The following is a 17,870-nucleotide window of genomic DNA, read 5'->3' as shown; positions in this document are numbered from 1 at the left end:
GAACAGATGAGGGAGAACCGAATAATTTTTGCAACTGGGAACGAAGGAAAAATGCGGGAAATCCGTGAAATATTAAAGGATCTTGGAATGGAAGTCAGTTCCATGAAAGAGGCCGGCATTTGCCTCGATATTGAGGAAAACGGAACCACATTTGGGGAAAACGCTGAAATAAAAGCCATGGCAGTGTGGAAAAAGTCCGGAGGAATCGTTCTTGCTGATGATTCCGGACTGGTAGTAGACTGCCTGGGCGGAGAGCCTGGAATTTATTCTGCCCGTTATATGGGGGAAGAGACTTCCTATGAGATTAAAAATCAGACTATATTAAACCGCGCGGCTCTTTTTGCAGGAGAGGATAGAAGTGCACGCTTTGTATGCAACATTGCTGCAGTTCTTCCTGACGGCAGGGTACTTCATACGGAGGCAGCCATGGAAGGTCTGGTTGCGGACAAGCCGGCTGGCGGGGAAGGATTTGGTTATGATCCCATTCTTTATATACCGGAATTTCATATGACTGCAGCAGAGCTTACCATGGATCAGAAAAACAGGATCAGTCACAGGGGAAAGGCGCTGGAAGCCATGAAAGATAAGCTGAAAGAGCAGTTGGGAGAGGAGCGTCATGAAAGTACTGATTGTCAGTGATACTCACCGCAGGGATGAAAATCTTTTGCGGGTGATCCGGGAGAATAAGCCCTTTGACATGCTGATTCATCTTGGAGATTCCGAAGGAAGTGAAAAGAAGATTGAGAGCTGGCTGGATGAGGGCTGTGTACTGCACATGGTTCTTGGAAACAATGATTTTTTCTCTGATCTGGAACGGGAGGAGGAAATTAAACTGGGCAGTTACCGGATACTTCTGACTCATGGACATTATTATAATGTATCTCTTGGAGTGGAGCGGCTGGAAGCAGAAGCCATGGAGCGAAATATTCAGATCGCCATGTTCGGGCATACCCACAGACCGTTTTATGAGGTACATAACGGGATCATAATTTTAAACCCCGGAAGTATGTCCTATCCACGCCAGGAAGGAAGAAGACCCTCTTATATGATTATGGAACTGGATGAGCAGGGAGAAGCTCATTTTACGCTGAATTTTCTGGAAAAAGAATAAAAGAAAAAACCCTGACAGAGAGGATTGATGTTTGACCAGCTCTGTCAGGGTTTCTCTTATTTGGTTATCTCCAGCCTTCGGGTAAATATGCCAGAGTGTTGGTGATCATATCGTCTGCCAGCTTTTTCACTTCTTCGTCGCTTGCTCTGCCTTTTACCAGAGGATCGCTTAAGAAAGCTTCATAAACCAGTGTGCGGTCGCAAGTAAGGGCTGCTTTTAAAATGCGCTCGTGATTTACAACGTGGGGGTTTATCAGTTCCAGCACTTCCTCAGGAATGGAACCTGCGATCACAGGTTTAATGCTGTCGCGGCCAAATACTGCATTTGTCTCCACTACCGCATCCTTTGGCAGATTTGCAATCTGTAAGAAGGAGTTTGGTATATTTACATTGCTGATGGTCCGGTCAAGACCGCATAATGATTTAATTAAAAGAATTCCTTCTTCTCCTGACGGTTTTAACTCAATTTCCTGTTCTCCGTCAGCCAGACGACGGCTCTTTTCCAGACGTTCTTTTAAGTCATTCTTTCTCCAGTCAACGGTGGTAAGACCGAATTTCCAGGATTTAACCGTTTCCGGATCTTTCAGATACTCGGTTCCAGGCATGAATTCTGCAAGATGACGGTCGCCTGCAGCTGCAATCAGACCATAGCGGCGGAACAGATCAAATTTCACCCGGTGTGCGCATTCAAATGTGCTGTTTGCCCAGTTTTTATCCGGCTCTTCATAGCCCTCTTCATAATGAGCATTGATATAATCCCGGTAAACAGGAAATAAGTCGATTCCTTTATAAGAGGCCTCATCAAACCAGGTAAAATGGTTAATACCAAGAACATTGACATGAATGTCCCTGCGGTCAATGGATTCCAGTCCCAGGGTTTCCTCACAGATGCCCTTTAACACCTTCTGGGTACCAAATACTTCGTGACAGCAGCCAAATGCCTTAATCTGTGGAAATACATGATAAAGGGTCTTTACGCACAGAGACATGGGGTTTGTATAGTTAATAATCCAGGCATCAGGAGCGTATTCCCTGATTGCCTCTGCGATCGTTACAAACATAGGGATGGTGCGCAGTGCACGGATCATTCCGCCAGGGCCGGCTGTATCACCTACTGACTGGTAGATGCCAAGTCTTTCTGGAAGATGGACATCAGAGTCCATCTCGTCGAAGGTTCCCGGGAGAATGGAGATGACAGCAAAATCACAGCCTGTCAGTGCATCTTTTAAAGAATCAGACTGGACATAATCCCATTTTCCGATGGTATCCTTGCGGGCGCTCAGCTGGCTGCCAATAATTTCATTGTTTTTTGAAGCAGCAGGATCAATGTCATAAAGCCGGATTGTTCCGCTCATGGAATCATCCATGGAAAGGTCGGTCATAAAAGTCCAGGCCCAGCCTCTGGAACCGCCGCCGATGTAAGCAATTTTAATATCACTTACTTTGTTGTTTTCGTATTTCATAAAGGTTTCCTCCTGAAACTAAGAAATATTGAATAGGTTCGTATCACTCTCTATTGCATATTATAATGCATTATAGTATTATAATACTAATAAAATTGATGCTTGTTTTGCAATAATCATACTTTTGGCTACTGATCAGGAGAAGAAAATGGAACGAATCATATTTGAAGAGAGTATGGAAGGCGTAGTGATCGATGAGGTGGCAAGAGATGACGGCTTTTCCATGACAATGAAGCATTTTCATGATACTTATGAGTTGTATTTTCTCTTAAGCGGAGAACGTTATTATTTTATTGAAAAAGAAACCTATTACGTGAAGACCGGAGATGTGGTATTGGTCAACCGGCAGCAGGTGCATAAAACAAGCCAGGCGGGAAGCGGAAGTCATGACCGTATTTTGCTCCAGCTCAACGGCCGGTATCTGGAGTCATGGTTAAATCATGCAGGGATTACTTCCCTGGATAAGCTGTTTGGCGATTATTATGGGGTTGCAAGACTTTCTGAAAAGGAATGGGAGGAGATGAAATCCCTGCTTCTGTCCATCAGAGATGAAATAAAAGGCAGGAGAGAACGATATGAAGTCATGGTTCGCCTCATGGTTTCCAGAATTCTTCTTATGGTTTACAGAAGCCGTAAAAAAAGCCTGTTAAAGGATATGCCCATTACGGTTCAAACCTCAAAACATGGTAAAGTGCATGAGGTGGCTGAGTATCTGACTCTTCATTGTGAGACGCCAGAAAGTCTGGAGGAGCTGGCAGAACGGTTCTTTATCAGCAAATCCTATTTAAGCCGTATTTTCAGGGAGGTAACGGGGTTTTCAGTCAATGAATACAGGAATTTAGCAAGGGTGCGGAAAGCCAGGGAACTACTTTTAAACAGTGAATACTCTGTAACAGAGATATCAGAAGTTCTGGGCTTTGAAAGTGTTACTTATTTCGAACGGGTATTTAAAAAGCATACCGATGCAACGCCTTTGAAATACAGAAAAGAGGCGAAAAGAACGGAGCAGTAACGTTCTTTTCGCCTCTTTTTTTAGTGGGGAGGCTCTATTTTTCAAGTGCCTCACACAGTGCTGTAAGAGCAAGTGCCTGACCATAGGCCATAGGCATGATTAGAACATTTTTATAGTGATCGCCGTCCATACCGATTCCTGTCCCTGCTGAAACATTAAGGACAGTTCCATCATCAGAAATGTTATCGCATATAGCAGAAATTGCACGGTCTGCAGCTGCTTTGTAGGCATCATCTAAAATTCCCGCCTTTACACCTCTTAGAATACCCGCAGCAATGGCAGCGGAACCCGATACCTCATCATAGCTGGAATCATCAGTCAGTACGGTTCTCCATAATCCGGAGGGAGCCTGGAGCTTTAAGAGAGCGGCTGCCTGAGAACGGAAGGTGTCAATCAGATAAGTTCTTACGCCTTCGTTTAAATCAGATCCGCAGGCATCTAAAAATTCCATGATTCCGTAGGTAAACCAGGAGTTTCCACGGCACCAGAAAACGCCGCCAAAATTATCCATACGTTCAAAACTGAATCCGTGATGGAAAAGTCCGGTCTGCTTATCAAATAAATATTTGATGTGTACCAGAAACTGATGGAGAGCTTCGTTTTTCCAAGCCGGATTTTCTGCCTGCTGTCCCATTCGGTTTAAGAAAAGCACAGACATAAATAAAGTATCAATCCATATCTGTCCTTCATTTAAGGTTACTCCGTTCCTGTCACCGATTGCACTTGTCACGTGTTGAAATCCATTGTCGATGGTTTTGGGAAGGCCGTTAATCAGCCAGTCAGCCTGTTCTGTACAGAGCTGATAGAAGCTCTCTGAATCTTTAAGACTGGTATGAAGGCAGGACAGGGGGAGGAAGGGAGCCGTTGTATTGATGTTTCTGGAGGGCAGACCGTTTTTCATATGTCCGCTGTACCAGTTTTCAAAAAAGGAAAGATACCGGTCATCTCCATAGAAATCCTGCAGCTTGTACAAGCCATAGAGACCAACACCCTGTGGCCAGTCCCATTCTTCAATGCCGAAATCCCTCTGTATAATTCCTTTTTTTGTGTCTGTTGAGCTGACTGATTTGTCTTTGTCATAGTCACAGCCTCCCAGATTCATAAGTTTCTCCACAACCAGATGGATTTTTTCCAGCAGCCTCTCGTTTGTCATTGTTGTCATTCTCCTTTATGTTTTGTGTTTTTTAGTTTTTCGATATAATCTGTGGGCGGAAGACCTGTGTAACGCTTGAATACCTGACTGAAATACTGGGGGTTGCTTCCGAATCCCACCTGCCTTGCGATTTGTTTGATGTTGTCATTGTGATAGTAGGTCATCAGCCGTATCGCTTCCTCCATGCGCTCTTTGTTTAAATAGTCGGAAAAACGCATACCTTCTTCTTTGACAAACTGTTTGCTTAAATATCCCACACTGACAAACAGGTAATTCTCAGCCAGCCATTTTAAAGAAAGGTTCTCTGAGTCTAAGTGTTCCCTGATATAGGTTTTTAACAGCGCGATGTTGGAGCTGGCCTTATGTCCCCCTGTTTCATGCTCTTTCTGCACCAGAACCACGGAAAGAAGATTCCGTATTTCCGTTACGTTATCACAGGAATAGAGCCGGCGGAAAAAGTCGCAGGCAGCATCAATGGGTGGCTTTTCCTGGCTTAAATCGGCCTGAAGGAAAAGGCCAAGGGCGAGGCTTCTGGCAGTTGCCGGGGGCATGGAGTCAATAAAAACGGAATTTAAAAGCTCGTTTGCCTGAATGATATCCGGTGCAGAGGTAATGGAATCTTCCAAATGACTGATCATCCATGGAGCTGTAATATGGTTTCTGATCTCATAGCTTTCTCCTTTTTCACTGAGGAGAAGAATCCGCTCAAAACGGGAGATCTTCTGAATTACAAAGTAAAATAACTTTTCGGATGTTTCCATATGGATAAATTCTGTTTCAAAGGTTACGGATTGATTGGGATAATGCAGCTTTAAAATGGAGTTCTTAATCCGTTCCTGTGTTGCAAGAGTGGTAGCAGGGAAAATTAAAACAGCAGTATTTTTTACATATAGTATGGAAAAATCCAAACGAAGCCCTTCCAGACTGAGGATTTTAACAATATCGGTGGCGAAATTTTTCAAATATGGTTCTTCGACAAAGGAGCAGATGCATGCATAGAGGCAGCTTTCGGGCAGAGATAACAGTTCCTGATATTTACGGAATACACTTGAAAAAGTGTCCTGATGCTCCAGCAGTTCCATGATGAAACTTTGTTCCAGCGGAATGTGCAAAGTCTTTAAAAGATCCACCTGCTGGGATTTACTGCGTGCTTCTTCCTGAAGGCGTTCCTTTCGAATGGAGACAAGAGAATCGATCAGCTCATTTTTATCGGTGGGTTTTAATAAATAAAACCGGACTCCGTATTTCATTGCCTGCTTGGCATATTCAAAGTCATTATAACCAGAAAGCAGAATAAATGAGATCTTAGAGTCTGTTTTAATGGAACGCTCGATTAGATCCAGCCCGTTTAATATTGGCATTCGAATATCAGTGATCACTACATCCGGATATTCATCACATATGATGTCATAGGCTTCCATTCCATTTTTAGCTGTTGCGATCAGCTCATATCCTAAAGATTCATAATCAATCATTTGAGAAAGGGCTTCTCTGATAATCTGTTCATCATCTACAATCATTAATCTCAGCATGTCAAACCTCCTGTTCTTTTGGAATGGACAGCATAACTACTGCCATTCCGCTCTTATTGTAAAAATTCAGCCCGTAATTGTTGCCATAAAGTAATTTTAATCTGGAATTAATGTTTACCAGTCCAACACCCGAACCCTGGGGTTTAATTTCCTTGTTTTCAATTTTGGAAAGTAAGTCTGGTTCAAAAATGGAACCGGTATTGGACACCTTAATCTGGTAATCCAGCTCCATTTCTCTTATGGTAACCCGGATACAGCACATCTCATCAGTGGCTTCCATGGCATGCTTTAACGCATTCTCCACCAAAGGCTGAATACACAGCTTGGGAACGAAGATGTGGGAGATATTCTCTGGCACCTCCAGTTCAAAATTCAGTCTGTCTTTAAAACGCATTTCCTGGATCCGGATATAGTCATTTAACACCTCCAGTTCTTCCGATAGGGGAATGATATCCTTTTGACCCGCAATGGAAGCGCGGAACAAGTTTCCCAGGGAGCGAGCCATCATGGAGATATCGTCCGCTCCATATTTTTGAGCCATCCAGTTGATGGTATCCAGTGTATTGTATAAAAAGTGAGGATTAATCTGCTGTTGCAGCATCTTAATGGTAGAATCCCTTAAAAGAAGCTGTTTATCATAATTTTCGTCTCTTAATACCTTTACACTGTGGGTCATCTCATCAAAGCTGCGGTGAAGCTGACCGATTTCATCCTGTCTGTTCTCATAATCATAAGACTTGATGTGGCTGACGGGTGCTTCTCCATTACCAAAACGCTGGATTTTTTCAATTAAGTAATCCAGGTGTCGGAAAATATAGCGGAACAGTAAATTTACCAGGACTGCCGTAACCATAATAATGAAAAAGGTATATAAAAGAATCTGCATGGTAATGAGGCGGACATTGCGGAATAAGGGATTGTAATCTCTGAAATAAAGATAGTCCCAGCCAACATTGGGAATATATCCATTTATAATAAACTCTTTTTTATTATCCAGAGATGCTATGGTATAGGCATTTTCCCTGCCCTGCCTGTCAGCGATGAGTTTCAGACAGTATTCCTGGTGATAGGCATCTGCCGGATAGATCCGCTTTTCTCCAGTCATTAAGACAAACCTGGAATTATCCGCCATACTCCCGGAACTTTTCAAACCGTCCTCAATCATGTGCTCCATATCAACGGTGACATAGAGTCCTGCCAGTTTTTTCAGGTTTAAATATTTAAGCTTTAAGATCTGTCTTGCACACACGGTATCATCACCGGGTTCAACAGCAGAAGACCATACAGCTTTTCCTTTTAACTGGTCAATGGAACGGTCAAGCTCCACCCGGTTGAATTTATAGATATCATCGGAACGCCCCATACAGATATTGGATCCGTCATTTAGAACGATGTTAATGGATTTCACATATCTGCTTTGATAGATATAGGAGTAGAGCTGTTGATACATGTCTCTTTTTGCAAGTGAACGCCGGTCACTGTATGGATTGTCAATCAGAAACGACAAATTCTCCTGCAGAACAGCATCTCCAATGATATTATCTGTAACATTCTCAACCATCTGCATCTCTGACTCCAGATAGGTGGTCACATGGCTTAAAGAGTCAGCATTAGCCTGATAAAGTACTTCGTTGTAGCGGTTGGCCAGAATTCGTATGCTGATAAAGATAGTGAGGCACAGGGCAAAAAGAGCAAGGAGAAAAACGGTCAGTATTTTTTTGTATAAAGACAGGTTATTAAACCAGACTGTACATCGTTTCATAATCAGAATTCCTTTCTCAGATAATCGTATTATATAGTAAAAGATCAAAAAAAGGAATTGGTAAACGATCTCAAATTACACAAAGCTGTTTTTTCAACCATAAAAAGCCGTATTTTAACTTTACGTTTGTGCATATTTGACATAAAATGTGGTTATCTTAAAGAAATCAAATGGGAGGTTTTGCAAAATGAAGAAAAGAATCTTAGCAACAACACTTGCAGCAATTCTTGCAGCATCATCATTAGCTGCCTGCGGCTCTAAAACAGAGCCAACAGAAACAACAAAGGCTGATGCAGCTACCACACAGGCAGCTACTACAGCAGCATCCACTGATACAAAAGCAGCATCAGGTGACAAAGTATCTTTAAGCCTTTGCTGGTGGGGAAATCAGACAAGAAACGATGTAACAAAAAAAGCAGTTGACCTTTACATGAGTAAAAACCCAAATGTAGACATCAAAGTTGAGTTTACTGACTGGTCCGGTTACTGGGACAAGCTTTCTGCTATGGCAGCAGGAGGAAATCTTCCTGACATCATTCAGATGGATTACTCCTATTTAAATCAGTATCAGAAGAGCGGACAGCTTGCTGATTTATCTGAATTCATGAGCAGCGGTGTTATTGATACTAAAAAGATTCCGGAAAGCATCATCAAGAGTGGAGAGGTTGACGGAAAGACTTATGCACTCAGCCTTGGAAGCAACGCTCCTATGATGGTTTATGACAAAGCAGTCGTTGAAAAGGCAGGAGTTACCATTCCTGATCAGCTGACAATGGATCAGCTTTATGACCTTGGCAAGACAATCAGCGATAAAACCGGTGCTAAAACTCTTTATGACGGCGGAATCAACATGATGCAGATCATGGCAAGAGCAAATGGTTCTCATTTATTTGATGAATTAACCACTGGAAAAGAAGATTCCATGAAGATCTATTTTAACACCATTGAAAAATTTGCTAAATCTGATGCAAGCATTTCCGCAGATTTATTAGCAGAGAAAAATCCTGATGTTGTTGAGACAAAGCCAATCATTGATGGTACAACCTGGAATGATTTAAGCTTATCCAACCAGTTCATCAGTATCTCTAAAACAGCAGGCAGAGAACTTGGAATTACCATGTTCCCAACCATTACAGATGCTAAAGTACAGCCACTGTACTTAAAACCAAGTATGTTCTTCTCCATCGCTGAAACTTCCAAGAATAAGGAAGAAGCTGCAAAATTCATTGACTGGTTCACAAACAGCACAGAGTGTAATGAAATCCTTCTTGCTGAAAGAGGAATCCCGATCAATACAGAAGTTGCAGATGCAATCAAACCAAAAGCAGATGCAACCGCTCAGACCGTATTTGATTATGTTGCAAAAGTAACTGAAATTGCAACTACAATCGATGCTCCAGACCCATCTGGTAAAGGTGAAGTAGAAGCATTAGGAAAAACAGTTTCTGAAGCAGTCCGTTACGGAGATGCAACAGCAGACGACGCAGTTGGCCAGTTTGTGCCTGAAGCAAAGAAAATACTTGAAGAAGCGGCAAAATAACAGGTAAAATTCTGGAGGGGATAAGATGAAGAACAATCAAATGATCCCGAAAAGAAAAAAATCAGTGGGCCAGATCTTAAACACACCGAAGGTTGCAGGATATGTATTTATCCTGCCCTTCATTATAGGATTTCTTGCCTTTATGGCGTTACCAATGATTTTATCTTTAGGGTTTTCATTCACCAGATACAATATATTAAAATCACCGGTTTTTATAGGACTGGAAAATTATAAAACGATGTTTACGGCGGATCCAAAGTTCTGGAAAGTATTTGGTGTTACCATGTACTATGTTCTGTTTTCGGTTCCTCTCCGGCTTATCATGGCGTTAGCAGTTGCCATGCTTTTAGTAAAAAGCACCAAACTTTCCGGATTTTACAGGGCGGTATATTATCTGCCTTCTATTATCGGATCCAGTGTGGCTGTTGCAATTCTCTGGAAGAGAATGTTTGCAAGCGATGGTGTAGTAAACGCACTGTTAGGAATAGTCGGACTTCCCTCTGACCTTGCATGGCTGGGTAGAGCAGATACAGCGATCTGGACTCTGATTATTTTAGCAATCTGGCAGTTTGGTTCTTCCATGCTTATCTTTTTATCCGGTTTAAAGCAGATTCCAGTCAGCCTTTATGAAGCAGCTACCGTTGATGGCGCCAATGGAATTCAGAGATTTTTTAAAATCACAATTCCAATGCTGACTCCCACCATTTTCTTCAATCTCATTAACCAGCTGATCAATGGGTTTATGGCATTTACACAAAGCTATATTATTACCCAGGGAAAGCCAAGAGATACCACATTGTTTTATACCGTATACATGTATCAGAATTCCTTTACTTATAATAAGCTTGGATATGGCTGTGCAATGGCCTGGTTCATGGTATTCGTTGTAGGCATGCTGACACTGGTACTGTTCAAAACACAGAAAAAGTGGGTACATTACGAAGCGGAAGGGTGATGAAATATGAAAACAGGATATCAGGAAAGAAAATTTGTCACCACAGCGATTTATCATGTATTTACCTTTTTGTTTGCATGTGTTATGATATATCCGCTTGTATGGATGGTGATGAGTTCCTTTAAAAATACCAATGAGATTTTCCGGACTGCTGCCAGCCTTATGCCCGAACACTTTTCTTTTGAAAACTATAAGGTGGGCTGGAAAGGCTTCGCAGGTTATGGTTTTGGAACATTTTTTAAAAATTCCTTTATAATTGCAGGTTTATCCACAGTAGGAGCCGTTATTTCCTCTGCTGTCGTAGGATACGGATTTGCAAGAATTGACTTTAAGTTTAAAGGCTTCTGGTTTGCGTGCATGCTTCTTGCGATGATGCTGCCTTTCCAGGTTATCATGATTCCGCAGTACATTATCTTCAACAAAATGGGTTGGGTCGGAAGTTATCTTCCCATTATTGTACCGCAGTTTTTTGGACAGGGCTTTTTTATCTTCTTAAATGTTCAGTTTATCAGGGGGATTCCCATTGATTTGGACGAGGCTGCCAGAATGGACGGTTGTACGATCTACTCCATATTTTACCGGATCATTCTTCCCCTCGTGAAGCCATCTCTGGTTACAAGCGCTATTTTCTCCTTCATGTGGAGATGGGATGACTTCCTTGCAGCTTTGCTATATTTAAGTGATCCATTAAAATATCCAGTCAGCTATGCATTAAAGATGTTCTCAGATCCAACAGCTGGATCCGACTGGGGTGCGATGTTTGCAATGGCAACTTTATCTTTGATTCCGATCTTCGTTATTTTCTTGACGATGCAGAAATATCTGGTTGAAGGAATCGCCTCTACAGGAATAAAGGGCTAATAAGGCTTTTTAGGTGGGAGACCCGCATATGCGGAGTTTCCTGCCTTTTTTAAAATTTAAGACAAAAGGTGGAATGACGAATGAATCCGATCAGAAACAGATTATTGGCGGCGCTGGAAGCACTGAAACCGCTATGCTATTCCAATTTAAAACCGGCAGAAGAAATGTGGATCAGCCCCGGAAGTTATGAGTGGAAAGAAGAGTTTGACAGCAGCATTTTAAATTGGGAGTCTTTTGGCAGGGATGAGACCTGGGGAGGATCGGATCGGCATTACTGGTTTAAAACCCGTATTACGTTACCGTCTGATTTAAAAGGAGCGCAGGTAAGAGCAGTTTTAAACACGGGAGCGACCGATATCTGGAACACAGACAATCCTCAGATCATGGTATTTTTTGACGGAAAGCATTCCGGGACCATGGATATGAATCATCAGGATTTTATTGTAGCAGAAGATGCGAAAGAGGGAGAAACACATGAGCTGGCATTTTATGCCTATTCCAACAGTTTTGGATGCACTAATTTCTTTCATCTGGAAATCGGAGCCTACGAAGAAGAGGTAGCAAAGCTCTATTACGATCTTGCGGTTCCATTTGAAGCAGCAGATCTTCTGGAAGAAGATGACTTAGAGCAGATTGAGGGATTTAAGGTTCTGTCAGAGGCAGTGAACCGGATTGACTTTACCAGACCTCATTCCAGACAATTCTTTACATCTGTAAAAGAAGCAGATGAATTCCTCCTGAATGCCTATTATAAAGACAGACCGGAAAATCCGGTGACTGTTCACAGCATCGGGCATACTCATATCGATGTTGCCTGGAAATGGCCGTTAAAACAGACAAGACAAAAAACAGTCAGAAGTTTCCGCACAGTACTAAATCTGATGGAGCGGTATCCGGAATACAAATTTATGTCCAGCCAGCCCCAGCTTTACGAATTTGTAAAAGAAGAGGCTCCGGAGCTTTTTGAAGAAATAAAGGAAAAAATAAAAGAGGGACGCTGGGAGACAGAAGGTGCCATGTGGCTGGAGCCGGACTGTAACTTAGCATCAGGTGAATCCTTAATCCGTCATATTCTTTATGGAAGAAGATTCTTCGAAAAGGAACTTTCCGGTCCTGTAAACGAAGTGCTCTGGCTTCCGGATGTATTCGGTTACAGTGCTGCCATACCACAGATTATGAAGCAGTCCGGATTGTCTTATTTTATGACAACAAAGCTTGGCTGGAACGAATACAATCAGTTTCCCTATGATACTTTTGTGTGGCGTGGAATTGATGGCAGTGAAGTTTTGACCTATCTGATATCCACCAAGGATTACTATAAAAACGGTCAGTCATCCAAAGGCTACAGTACCACCTACAACGGCAGACAGAACCCAAAACAGATCATGGGAACCTGGCAGAGATTTCAAAACAAGGACGTCAGCCGTGAAGTACTGACCTGTTATGGATACGGTGACGGAGGTGGCGGCCCAACAGAAGAAATGCTGGAACAGAGCCGGAGAATGGAACGGAATGTGGCACGCTGTCCAAAGACTGAGCAGACCTTTGTGAAAGACTTCTTTCACAAGCTGGAAGAGAAGCTTGATAAAAAACGGCTTCCTGTATGGGCTGGTGAGTTGTATCTGGAATTCCACCGTGGAACTTATACATCCATGGCAAAGAATAAGAAATACAACAGAAACTGTGAGTTTTTAAACGGTGATGCAGAATTTTACTCAGTTCTTCAATCTCTTATTACCAAAAGCGGTGAGTATCCAAAGAGCCAGCTGGAGGAAAACTGGAAGCTTCTGTTGTTAAACCAGTTTCATGACATTCTTCCAGGCTCATCCATCAAAGAGGTATATGAGGATTCTGAGGTTCAGTATAAGAAAATCATGGAGTCAGGTCTTGATATAATCAATAAGAGTCATGACAGTATCTTAAAGGTATCTGGATTTGAATGCGACAGAAAGAACCCCACTGCCCTTGCAGTGTGGAACTCTCTAAGCTTTAAAAGAACGGGAATCGTTGAGTTTGAGACTGCGGTTCAGAATCTTTCCGCGATCACACAGCAAACCTTTAATGGGCACATGATCGCTTTGGCTGAGGCTGTGCCATCAAAGGGTGTAACGGTACTTTCCGCAGGTGATTCATTGGAGAAGGCGGAGTCTGTGTTTTCCTCTGTGGAATGCGGGGAAGAAGGAACTGTGAGAAAGGCGGTCAGCCCTTACTATGAGGTGGAATTTGATCAGGCAGGAAATCTATCCCGTATCTATGACAGAACAGAAGAAAGAAGTCTGTTAAAGGAAGGGAAAGCGGGAAATGAACTGCTTGTATTTGAAGACCGGCCACTGGAATTTGATGCATGGAATATTGATTCTACCTTTGAGGAGAAACAGTGGCAGGTAAATGACGTAATAGAAATGAAGCTGTTAGAAAATGGCCCTGTCAGAGCAGTGGTACTTGTAAAACGGAAATTCATGGATTCTGTCATTGAACAGCAGATCTGCTTTTACAGTCATACAAAGAGAATTGATTTCAAGACCAGAATTAACTGGAATGAGCATCAGATGCTGTTAAAGACTGCCTTTCCTCTGGATATTCTGTGTAAAGAGGCCAACTACGACATTCAGTTTGGTAATGTAAGCCGGCCGACTCACAAAAATACCACCTGGGATCAGGCAAGATTTGAAGTATGTGCCCATAAATGGGCGGATGTTTCAGAAGCAGGCTATGGCGCCGCTGTTTTAAATGACTGCAAATACGGTTATGACGTTCAAGATTCTGTCATTCGCCTTACGTTATTAAAATCCGGCATTTTCCCGAATCCGGATGCAGATCAGGGAGAGCATACATTTACCTATTCTCTGCTGCCTCATAAAGGAGATTTCCGTACTGGCAGAGTTATACAGGAAGCCTATGACTTAAACTGTCCTCTTATTTCTACTGAAATTAAAGGAGATGGTGTTCTATCCTGTTCCTTCTTAGAGATTGAGAATGAAAATATACTGGCTGACACAGTGAAGTGTTCGGAAGATGGGGACGGACTGATTGTACGTTTCTATGAGTCCTATGGTATGAGGACCAATACCCATGTATCATTGTCCATGACAGAGGGTGCACAGATCAGCGAATGCAACTGTATGGAAGAGGAGACTAAAACGGTGCCGGCAGAAAACGGACGGATTGCCCTTACCTTTAAGCCTTATGAAATAAAAACCATAAAGATTCAATTGTAAAAATTATATTTTTGCAAGATTTGCAAAAGATATACAGTAACTTGACAAACTATGCATAGTCACTGCCTGTGAGATATCATATAATGGTGCAATATAACTGTATCAGAAAAGGGAGGATATGCAGATGGAGCTTGCTGCAGAACGAAACGGACGGATTCATATATGGATGGAGGAATTACAAAGCCATCTATTTGAAAGACTTTCTTCAGTGACATTTACCGGTTTTACGACGAAAGAGCATTTCTCTTACGAGGAAGCACTAAAACAGGAGTTTCACCCCATGCCTCAGGGAACCCCCTGGGGCAGCAAATGGGAATACGGCTGGTTTTTAACGGAGATCGTCATGCCAGAAGAGGCGGAGGGAAAGCGGATTTTTCTTCACCCGGAGGTAGGCGGTGAGATGCTTTTATGGGTAAATGGGAAAACGGCAGGTTCCAGAGATTTAAAGCACGATGGAATTACACTGACACGCCATGCAACGGCAGGTGAGCGTTTTTTTGTTGTGGCAGAAAGCTATGCAGGGCATGGACCGAGACTGGAAAAGGGCGGACCATGCCCTGATTTTCGTACTGCGGTTCCGGAACCGCCGGAGTTCCAGGTTAAGGTAGGAAATTCGGATTTTGGAATCTGGAACGAAGATGCATTTCAGCTGCTTATGGACGTATTTACATTAAGCAAGCTTTCTGAGGGGCTTGATCCCAAATCCCTAAGAGCAATGAAAATAAATCAGGGACTTTTGGAATTTACATTTACAGTGGACTTTGAACTGGACCGGGAAGGACGAAATGAATCGTTTCGTGAGGCGAGGAAAAAACTGGAACCCCTTCTTTCCTGTGTAAATGGATCAACGGCTCCGGAGTTCACCATTTTCGGACAATCTCACCTGGATCTGGCATGGCTGTGGCCATGGGAAGAGACAAAACGCAAATGTGCAAGAACGCTATCCACCCAGATTGCCTTATCCGATGAATATGAGGATTATAAATTTCTCTTATGTGAGCCGCCGATTATGGAGAATGTAAAAGAACATTATCCCGAATTGTATGGACGCCTTCTAAAGAAAGTGGAAGAGGGATCTTTTATCCCTGAGGGCGGAATGTATGTGGAACCTGATACCAATCTGGTATCGGGAGAGAGCCTCATACGCCAGTGTCTGTACGGAAGAAAATGGTTTCGAAAAGAACTTGGCATAGAAAGCGTTATGGTCTGGCTGCCGGACTGCTTCGGCTTTAACGGACAGCTGCCCCAGATTATGAAAGGCTGTGGAATCCGTTATTTTGCAACACAGAAGATGGCCAGAGCACTGAAGGGCTGTGATGGTTTCCCTTATAATAATTTTTGGTGGGAAGGAATCGATGGAACCAGGATACTGACCCATTTTTATAAAAAGAACAATGCAAGGCTGGATCCTCTTGATCTGATTACCCGATGGGAGGAAGACAGGGTACAGCAGGAAAATATTGATACCTTTATTTTCCCGTTTGGATTCGGCGACGGCGGCGGAGGAGCCACCAGAGAGATGGCAGAGGTGGCAAAACGGATGAAGGATTTAGAAGGTGCGCCCCGTACCAGCATGGAAAGTCCGGTTAAATTCTTTGAAAGACTGGAAGAAGATAACTCTGTAAAAGAGGTTTACAGAGGGGAGCTTTACCTTCCATGGCATAGAGGCACCTATACGTCCCAGGCACGGATTAAGAAGGAAAACCGGTTGATGGAACGAACACTTCGGGAAACGGAGATGCTTAATTCCATTGCATGTTTTGTGGAGAGCGGTGACAATAAAACAGAAGAACTGGAAGCTTTGTGGAAAGTACTTCTGTTTAACCAGTTCCATGATATTATACCGGGGACTTCCATCACCAGGGTTTACGAAGATGCAGCAGCCCAGTTAAAAGAAGCTGGGGGGAGCGCGCTCTGTCTTTACGAGGAAGCAAAGAAGAAGCTCACTGGTTCAAAAGCAGACGGTCTGCTGGTGTTTAACTCACTTTCCTGGGAGCGGGAAGAACTGGTGGAGATCCCCCTGGAAGACGGAGAAGAGCTAATCAGCTGTGGCAGACTGCCGGTAAGTCAGAGAATGGGAGATCAATTGCTGATACCCGTGAAGGTACCTTCCTGTGGTTATGCCCAGATTGAAGAAAACAGCTGTGCAATTCAGGGTGATACTTGCAGAATCTATGAAGAAAACGGATTTTTTATTTTGGAAAACCAGCTTTTAAGAGTAACGATAGATGGCGTTGGCCAGTTAAGGAGCGTACTGGAGCAGGATACCGGAACGGAATTTGTTGATGGAATTGCAAATCAGTTTCTTCTTTATCGGGATATCAATGTGGATTACGATGCATGGGAAATCAGCTCTTTCTATAAAGAGGTGCCAGTGAAACTCAATCAGGCTGCAGTGATTACCATTGAGGAGGCAGGCCCTTTAAAAGTGGTACTTCTTGTAAAGCGTCAGATTCATAAGTCAGTCATGACCCAGAGAATCTCTTTGTCTTATCACAGCAGGCGGATTGATTTTGCAACCGTGATTGACTGGCAGGAAACCCACAAGCTGTTAAAGACTTCATTTCCAGTTACGATCCGGGCCGAGGAAGCTTTAGAAGAAATACAGTTTGGATATGTGAAACGGCCCACCCACCGCAACCGACGTTATGATGCAGACCGGTATGAGGTGTGCAATTACCGATATACTGCGATGACTGAGCCTGGAAGAACAGCAGCAGTGCTCAATGATTCCAAGTACGGAATCAGTACGGACGGGAATGCTATGGAACTGACATTGTTAAAAGCACCTGTATGGCCGGATATGTATGCAGATAAAGGGTTGCAGGAATTTACTTACTCCTTTTATGTAAAAAGCAGTGATTTTGCGGACAGCGGTGTGGTACGTGAAGGAATGCAGCTAAACAACCCGCTTAAATTCTGGGGAAAAGGGGCAGGTACGAAAGAATATTTCAGTATTTCGTCAGATGATGTGATTTTGGAGACAGTTAAAATGGCAGAAGACGGGGAAAATCATTTGATTTTAAGATTTTATGAGGCATTTGGAAGGCATACATCCTGCGTGATAAAAGCTGGTTTTAAAATCAGTAAATTGTGGGAAACTACAATGGAAGAAACCATATCATCCACAACCACACTGCCTGTGAAACTTTTAGGGGATAAAAGTGAAATCCTCTTAGATTTTGCTCCTTTTGAAATAAAAACATTACGTTTCGTTTTATAAACGCAAAAAATGCGAGTAAGATGGTTTCAATAAAAACAAAT

12 protein-coding genes are annotated in these 17,870 nt (G+C 42.8%); 8 read left to right on the top strand and 4 right to left on the bottom strand.

All coding sequences use genetic code 11. The annotated features are described in order from the left end of the window. Positions 1–6 precede the first annotated feature (6 nt). Positions 7–639 (top strand): RdgB/HAM1 family non-canonical purine NTP pyrophosphatase, encoded by a 633-nt coding sequence (gene rdgB, locus ABS301_RS05920; RefSeq protein ID WP_349671328.1) that lies wholly within the window; start codon positions 7–9, stop codon positions 637–639. After that, entirely contained in the window at positions 617–1,111 is a 495-nt protein-coding gene (locus tag ABS301_RS05915) for a YfcE family phosphodiesterase (protein ID WP_349671327.1), read from the top strand. Before rdgB ends, ABS301_RS05915 begins: the two co-directional genes overlap by 23 nt. Positions 1,112–1,175: 64 nt before the next feature. Here the strand turns inward: ABS301_RS05915 and ABS301_RS05910 are convergent, their stop codons facing one another. After that, positions 1,176–2,573, bottom strand: a complete 1,398-nt coding sequence (locus ABS301_RS05910) for a family 4 glycosyl hydrolase (RefSeq protein ID WP_349671326.1) — start codon at positions 2,571–2,573, stop codon at positions 1,176–1,178. Between the two features lie 148 nt (positions 2,574–2,721). Between ABS301_RS05910 and ABS301_RS05905 the strand changes: the two genes are divergently transcribed. Beyond that, positions 2,722–3,585, top strand: coding sequence for an AraC family transcriptional regulator (locus ABS301_RS05905; protein WP_349671325.1), 864 nt, complete (start codon positions 2,722–2,724; stop codon positions 3,583–3,585). Positions 3,586–3,619: 34 nt separating this feature from the next. Here the strand turns inward: ABS301_RS05905 and ABS301_RS05900 are convergent, their stop codons facing one another. From ABS301_RS05900 to ABS301_RS05890, 3 genes are read right to left on the bottom strand one after another with little or no spacing between them, the layout of a single operon-like run. Further along, positions 3,620–4,747 (bottom strand): glycoside hydrolase family 88/105 protein, encoded by a 1,128-nt coding sequence (locus ABS301_RS05900; RefSeq protein ID WP_502877943.1) that lies wholly within the window; start codon positions 4,745–4,747, stop codon positions 3,620–3,622. Then, complete coding sequence (locus tag ABS301_RS05895) at positions 4,744–6,270, bottom strand: response regulator (protein ID WP_349671323.1); 1,527 nt, start codon at positions 6,268–6,270, stop codon at positions 4,744–4,746. Before ABS301_RS05895 ends, ABS301_RS05900 begins: the two co-directional genes overlap by 4 nt. A gap of 1 nt (position 6,271) precedes the next feature. Next, positions 6,272–8,032 carry a sensor histidine kinase gene (locus ABS301_RS05890; RefSeq protein ID WP_349671322.1) on the bottom strand — a complete coding sequence of 587 codons (1,761 nt, stop codon included), beginning with the start codon at positions 8,030–8,032 and terminating at the stop codon, positions 6,272–6,274. 187 nt (positions 8,033–8,219) lie between these two features. On the opposite strand from ABS301_RS05890, the gene ABS301_RS05885 reads away from it, so the two are divergent. The 5 genes from ABS301_RS05885 to ABS301_RS05865 all read left to right on the top strand — a co-directional run bounded on the left by ABS301_RS05885 (position 8,220) and on the right by ABS301_RS05865 (position 17,829). Beyond that, entirely contained in the window at positions 8,220–9,572 is a 1,353-nt protein-coding gene (locus ABS301_RS05885; protein WP_349671321.1) for an ABC transporter substrate-binding protein, read from the top strand. A 25-nt stretch (positions 9,573–9,597) separates the two neighbouring features. Next, positions 9,598–10,527, top strand: a complete 930-nt coding sequence (locus tag ABS301_RS05880) for a carbohydrate ABC transporter permease (RefSeq protein WP_502877942.1) — start codon at positions 9,598–9,600, stop codon at positions 10,525–10,527. A gap of 6 nt (positions 10,528–10,533) precedes the next feature. After that, positions 10,534–11,388, top strand: a complete 855-nt coding sequence (locus tag ABS301_RS05875; protein WP_349671320.1) for a carbohydrate ABC transporter permease — start codon at positions 10,534–10,536, stop codon at positions 11,386–11,388. An 80-nt stretch (positions 11,389–11,468) separates the two neighbouring features. Beyond that, entirely contained in the window at positions 11,469–14,606 is a 3,138-nt protein-coding gene (locus ABS301_RS05870; RefSeq protein ID WP_349671319.1) for an alpha-mannosidase, read from the top strand. Positions 14,607–14,730: 124 nt separating this feature from the next. Next, positions 14,731–17,829 (top strand): alpha-mannosidase, encoded by a 3,099-nt coding sequence (locus ABS301_RS05865; protein ID WP_349671318.1) that lies wholly within the window; start codon positions 14,731–14,733, stop codon positions 17,827–17,829. The last annotated feature ends 41 nt before the right edge of the window (positions 17,830–17,870 follow it).

This window comes from Lacrimispora sp. (assembly GCF_031982545.1).
GTDB lineage: Bacteria > Bacillota > Clostridia > Lachnospirales > Lachnospiraceae > Lacrimispora.
The sequence above is the reverse complement of the archived record's forward strand: the minus strand, read 5'-3'. Positions and strand labels throughout refer to the sequence as shown.